Origin of the sequence: Trebonia sp., from assembly GCF_030042015.1 — a bacterium.
Taxonomy (GTDB): Bacteria; Actinomycetota; Actinomycetes; order Streptosporangiales; family Streptosporangiaceae; genus Trebonia.
Window position 1 is genome coordinate 1 of sequence record NZ_JASIAL010000527.1, and the last position, 4,734, is coordinate 4,734.

Genomic DNA, 4,734 nt, shown 5'->3' on the forward strand with positions numbered 1-4,734 from the left:
ATCAGCAGGATGTTCATCGCGCCGACCGACGGGCTGCCCGAGATCACGTTCGAGCCGCCGATGCCGTCGACCTGGCTCTTGACGTAGTAGGCGAAGCCGCTCACCACCATGACCAGCGAGGCGAGCACGCAGCCGAGCGCGTATCCGGTCTTGGCGGCGATCGCCCCGCCGTGCCCGCTGAACATCGCCATCTCCTCCGGTCTGGCTTATCACCATCGTGCGGAAGACTACCTGCTTCAGCTGAGGGAAAGCTTAGTTGTAAGGATCTCGCTTCAAGCAGTGTCGCCGCAGGTGCCCTGGGCTGGGTCTTTACCACCCGGGACCGCCCGATATGTGACGCGCGGGGCCGTCGCGCGAAACAGACGGTCATCGATTGGGGCGTTCTTAGGACTCGATGCATTAATCTCTGCAGCAATGACCACATCTCCCGGGCAGGAGCCCAGATCCGGGCCTGCGCGCGGCGGCCTCTCCCGGCCGGCGCCACGCGGGGCTGATCCCGGACGGCCAGCCGGCGCCGCAGGCGCCCCAGGCGCCCCTAGTGCCCCCGACGCCCACGGTAACGGCTCGGGGCGGGGCTCGGCCGGGTCAGGCCGGGGCGGGGCCGAGCGCGGACGCGGCGGCGACAACGGCGCTCCCTCCGGTCGGACGGCCGCGGGTAACAATGCCTACCCCTGGCGATACCCCAGGGTGTCGCAGCGCGCCAGCGGGGGCCAGGGCGGTAGCAACCCGGGCGGCACCGACCCGCGCTTTGCAGGTCGCAGCGGTCCCGGCCAGCCCGGGCCAGGGCCGCGCGAGCGGGGTTCCCCGGCAGGCCGGAATCCCGGCCAAGCCGGCGCCGGGCGCGGGTACCCGGGTACCGGCGGCAGCGACGGCGGGTTCGGGGCCAGGCGGCAGGGTCCGCTGCTGCGCTGGATAGGCGCGCTGCCCCCCTTGGCCGCGGTCTGCGTCGTGGCGGGCGCCGCCGTGCTCGGCGCGATCGGCACGCTGGTGACCGGCGGCGAACCGGGCCGCCTGCTCGACCTGTTCATCATCGTGGGCTGCGTCGTCGCCGCGCTCGGCATCCGGCGGCGCGCCAGCTACGTGCTGATCCCGCTGCCCGCCCTCACGTTCTTCCTCGCCGCCGTGCTGACCGGGGCCGTGCGCGATAGGAGCCTGGACACCTCGAAGGCCGCGCTGGCCGCCAGCTTCCTGCAGTGGATCGCCGATGTCTTCTTCGGGATGTGCGCCGCGACCATCCTGGTCCTGGTCATCGCAGGCGGCCGCTGGCTGGTCGCGAGGCAGTTCGTTTCCGGGCGCTTCCTGGCGTCCGCCGCCGGGTCCGGCGGCGGACGCCAGCCCGACGCCGTGCGTGCGCCGGGGCAGCGCGCCTCCCGCGAACCGCGGACTCCCAGGTACATCGACCCGTGGGGCGCCGCCGACGCGCGCGACCCCCGGCTGCCACGCGAGCGCGGCCAGCGCGGCGGGCAGCGCGATCGACGGGATTCCCGGGATCCCCAGGATCCCCAGGGCACCAGACGCCAGCGGGCTGCCCGCGATCCGCGCGACCCGTGGGCCCAGCGCTGAGCGCCATGCCCACGGCCGGTCAAGCCGGGTGCTAGAGCTTCTCCAGCGGCGCGTACCGCAGGACCAGGTGCTTGACCCCGTACTCGCCGCCGAAGTCGATCTTGGCTTCTGCCTGGTCACCGTACCCGTCCGCGGACACCACGGTGCCGAGCCCGAACTTGTCGTGTGTCACCCGGTCGCCGGGCGCGAGGACCGGAACGGCCCTGTTGCCCACGGAGGTAACCCCTGACCGCGACGCCATGCGCTCGGACGCCGGCGACGCCGCCGCGGCGGCGGCTATCGCGTCGCGCCGCCACTCGATCAGCGACGACGGGATCTCGGACAGGAACCGCGACGGCGTGTGGAACGCCGGGCGCCCCCACCAGTTCCGTGCCGCGGCGCGGGTCAGGTACAGCCGCTGCTTGGCCCGGGTGATCCCCACGTAGGCGAGCCGCCGCTCCTCCTCAAGCTCGCGCTGGCTGGTCAGCGACCGCTGGTGCGGGAACACCTCCTCCTCCATGCCGGTCAGGAACACCACGGGGAATTCCAGGCCCTTGGCGGTGTGCAGCGTCATCAGCGTCACCATGCCGCCGTGCTCCTCGCCGTCCGGTATCTCGTCCGCGTCCGCGACAAGCGCGACCCGCTCGAGGAAGTCGGCGAGCGTGCCATCCGGGGTCGCGCCGTCGAATTCGCGCGCCACCGACACCATTTCCTGCAGGTTCTCCACCCGGGTGGCGTCCTGCAGGTCTGGTGAGGTCTCCAGCGACACCTGGTAGCCGGTCCGGTCGAGCACCGCCTCCACCAGTTCGGCGACCGGGCCGCCGGCGGCGGCCTGCTCGCGCAGGTCGTCGATCAGCGCGTTGAACCCAGCGATCGCCGCCGCGGACCTGGCCGCCAGGCCCGGCACGTCGTCCGGCGTGCGCAGCGCCTCGGCGAACGAGACGCGCTCCCTGGCGGCGTAGCCGGCCACGTACTCTTCGGCCCGCTCGCCGATGCCGCGCCTGGGCACGTTGAGCACCCGGCGCAGCGACACCTCGTCCGCCGGGTTGGCGATCAGCCGCAGGTAGGCCAGCAGGTCGCGCACCTCGCGCCGCTCGTAGAACCGGACGCCGCCGACCACCCGGTACGGCAGCCCGACCCGGATGAACACTTCCTCGAACACCCGGGACTGCGCGTTCGTCCGGTAGAAGACCGCCACCTGGCCGGGGGTCGCCGCGCCCTCGTCGGTGAGCTTGTCCACCTCCTCGGCGACGAACGCCGCCTCGTCGTGCTCGCTGTCGGCGACGTAGCCGACGATCGGCGGGCCGGCGCCCGCGTCGGACCACAGGTTCTTCGGCTTGCGGCCGGGGTTGCGCGACACGACCGCGTTGGCCGCGGCCAGGATGTTCTGCGTCGACCGGTAGTTCTGCTCGAGCAGGATCACGGTCGCGTCCGGGTAGTCCTGCTCGAACTCGACGATGTTCCTGATCGTCGCGCCCCTGAAGGCGTAGATGGACTGGTCGGCGTCACCGACCACGCAGAGCTCTGAGGGAGTCACCACCTCATCGGAGTCGGGTGACGTGCCAGAGGCGGCCCGGCCCGTTCGGGATGAGAAAAGACCTGAACCACCCGAGACCAGCTCGCGGACCAGGACGTACTGGGCGTGGTTGGTGTCCTGGTACTCGTCCACGAGCACGTGCCTGAAGCGGCGCCGGTAGGCCAGCGCGACGTCCGGGAAGGCCTGCAGCAGGTTGACCGTGATCATGATCAGGTCGTCGAAGTCAAGCGCGCCGGCCGCTGCCAGGCGGCGCTGGTACTCCGCGTAGGCCTCCGCGACCGCCTTCTCCCGCGCGGTCCTGGCGCGGGAGACGAACGACTCGTAGTCGGTGAGCTCGTTCTTGGCGTTCGAGATCTGCGCCGCGACCGCCTTCGGCGGGTACTGCCTCGGGTCGAGTTCGAGCTCGCGGCAGACCAGCGTCATCAGCCGCTGCGAGTCCGCGGCGTCGTAGATCGAAAAGCTCGCCGGGTAGCCGAATCGCTTCGCCTCCCTGCGCAGGATCCGCACGCACGCGGAGTGGAACGTCATCACCCACATCGCGCGGGCGCGGCGATCGCCGACCAGGTGCGCGACCCGGGCGGCCATCTCGCCGGCCGCCTTGTTGGTGAACGTGATCGCCAGGATCTCGCCAGGCGGGACGTCCCGCTCGGCCAGCAGGTAGGCGATGCGGTGGGTCAGCACCCGCGTCTTGCCCGAGCCCGCGCCGGCCACGATGAGCAGCGGACCGCCGGCATGCACGACGGCAGCGCGCTGCTGCGGGTTGAGGCCGTCGAGAAGGGCCGACTTGGCTCCGCCAACAGGGGAATTCGACGTCGCGGTCGAGGGCATGGCTATAAGCCTAGGCGCACCGGCCGACAAAAGGCGGCGCGGCGCGGCCTTAGTGCCCGCTTTGTGGCTGCCACCTGCGGAAATCGATGACCAAATGTACCGATTTGGCCACGATCCAGTGTCGTTACGCGGTATCGTGTCCTTCTCCTACCCGAACCCGCAGGGGGTCTCATGGGATCGCGCGGTCGGTCCATTCGGCTCAGAATCTCCTTCCTGGTTGCGATTCCGCTGATCACCATGCTCGGCCTGTTCGGGTATGTGGCGTACACGTCGGTGACGAACTGGCTGAACCTGGACCGGGCGCCGAACCTCATCGATGCCACCGCCGAGCCGATGACGAACTTCGTCAACCTGCTGCAAAGCGAGCGCCGCGCCGCGGTCGTGTACCTGTCGCAACCAGACGCGGCGAACCTCAGCGCCTACCAGAGCGCGGTCACGACCACGAGGAACGGCGAGGTGTCGCTCACGGCGGCGCTCAACTCGGCGGGCACCAAGGACAGCACGACCCCGCAGGAGACCGCCGGCATCGCCACGATGACCTCGGCCCTGGGCGGCCTGCCCGCGCTGCGCACCGAGGTCACCGACAGGGTGCTGACCCCGCTGAACGCGCTCGCGGCCTACACCGGCATGATCGCCGACCAGGGGGCGGTGCTGCAGGCCGAGGCGAGCAGCATCGCGGACGCGACCGCCGTCGAGCAGGGCCTCGGGCTGATCTCCGCGGTCAACACCCAGGAGGACGTGTCGGAGCAGGACGCCGTGCTGGCGGGAGCGCTCGCGAGCGGATCGCTGACCGCCGCCGACCGGGTGGCCTTCAGCCAGGCCGCGGG

At 71.2% G+C, this 4,734-nt stretch carries 4 protein-coding genes; 2 read left to right on the top strand and 2 right to left on the bottom strand.

The features are described 5' to 3' along the window. Nucleotides 1–185, bottom strand: a 185-nt coding sequence (locus Q1N79_RS28085; RefSeq protein ID WP_300614072.1) for a hypothetical protein, incomplete at its 3' end; no start/stop codon positions are given. Between the two features lie 502 nt (nucleotides 186–687). Here Q1N79_RS28085 and Q1N79_RS28090 point away from each other — a divergent pair. Next, on the top strand, nucleotides 688–1,563 hold the full coding sequence (locus tag Q1N79_RS28090; protein WP_300614073.1) for a DUF6542 domain-containing protein: 876 nt from the start codon (nucleotides 688–690) through the stop codon (nucleotides 1,561–1,563). Nucleotides 1,564–1,594: 31 nt separating this feature from the next. Here the strand turns inward: Q1N79_RS28090 and pcrA are convergent, their stop codons facing one another. After that, nucleotides 1,595–3,907, bottom strand: coding sequence for a DNA helicase PcrA (pcrA, locus tag Q1N79_RS28095; RefSeq protein ID WP_300614074.1), 2,313 nt, complete (start codon nucleotides 3,905–3,907; stop codon nucleotides 1,595–1,597). Between the two features lie 237 nt (nucleotides 3,908–4,144). Between pcrA and Q1N79_RS28100 the strand changes: the two genes are divergently transcribed. Further along, nucleotides 4,145–4,734: nitrate- and nitrite sensing domain-containing protein (locus Q1N79_RS28100; protein ID WP_300614075.1), on the top strand; the 590-nt coding region annotated here is incomplete at its 3' end.